Genomic DNA, 1,135 nt, shown 5'->3' on the forward strand with positions numbered 1-1,135 from the left:
TTGTACACAGAAAATTGTGATTTCCAACACAATATCTTCAAATCTGAGAGTTCTATTGCACCTTTACAACAAACGCATTCGACAAGCGTATAGAAACGTAAATTTTGTTGTATGTACAACACTGGGTAATTATCATTCTAACTAATTTGTTTGGGATAAATGCATATCCACTAATCATAATCGAGCCATTCAGAACGCATTGAATTGGATATTTGTAGGGCTTGCAAAATAAGAGAGATGTTTCATGAGACGTAGAACCACGCTATCGCTGCTGATTGCATCGAGCCTGTTTATGGCGGGATGTCAACCAAGCCAAGAAGGAACTGAGCAAGGTGGTGGCGCCGCTCCCGCAACCGAAGTGAATGTGTTGACGGTTGAACCTGTTCGACAAGCTTTGACGGTTGAGTTGCCGGGCCGCAGCCGTGCATTTAAAGAGGCGGAAGTCCGCCCACAGGTAACGGGTATTATTTCAGAACGTAACTTTGTTGAAGGTGGCGTTGTGGAAAAAGGTCAGTCGTTGTATCAAATTGATGACTCTTCATTTCAAGCGGATTTGCTTAGTGCAGAAGCGGAGCTGATTCGTGCGCAAGCTTCTGAAGAATCGACGTTTGCAACCGTTAAACGTTACCGCGCATTGATTACCAAGAAATCGATCAGTCAACAAGATCTGGATGAAGCAGAAGCGGCTTACAAAGAAGCGAAAGCGCAAGTGCTCGTAGCCAAAGCGAAGATCAATACTGCAAAGATCAATTTGACTTATACCCGTGTGAAAGCGCCGATCAGTGGCGTGATCAGCAAGTCAAATGTGACTGCGGGAGCGTTGGTTACGGCAAACCAAGCCGACAAGCTAACGACGATTCAACAACTTGAACCGATCAACGTGGATATCGTTCAGTCTTCTGCTCAATTGCTGCGACTAAAAGCGGCGCTTTCTCAAGGTCACATGCAAGAAGATCAATCTGCGCAAGTCGCATTGACGCTTGAAGATGGCTCGACATACGAGCACAAAGGCATAATGAAGTTCACGGAAGTTAACGTGGATGAAAGTACGGGAAGCGTGACTTTGCGTGCGGAATTCCCAAATCCTGATGGTTTACTTCTTCCGGGTATGTTCGTACGTGCGACCGTGATTACT

The 1,135-nt window shown here is 45.6% G+C and carries 1 protein-coding gene; it reads left to right on the forward strand.

The window, feature by feature from the left end; all coding sequences use genetic code 11:
• Positions 1 to 244 precede the first annotated feature (244 nt).
• Positions 245 to 1,135: multidrug efflux RND transporter periplasmic adaptor subunit VmeA (gene vmeA / locus R7190_RS25685; protein WP_318137655.1), on the forward strand; the 891-nt coding region annotated here is incomplete at its 3' end.

The sequence above is a fragment of the Vibrio sp. 1078-1 genome, from assembly GCF_033340475.1.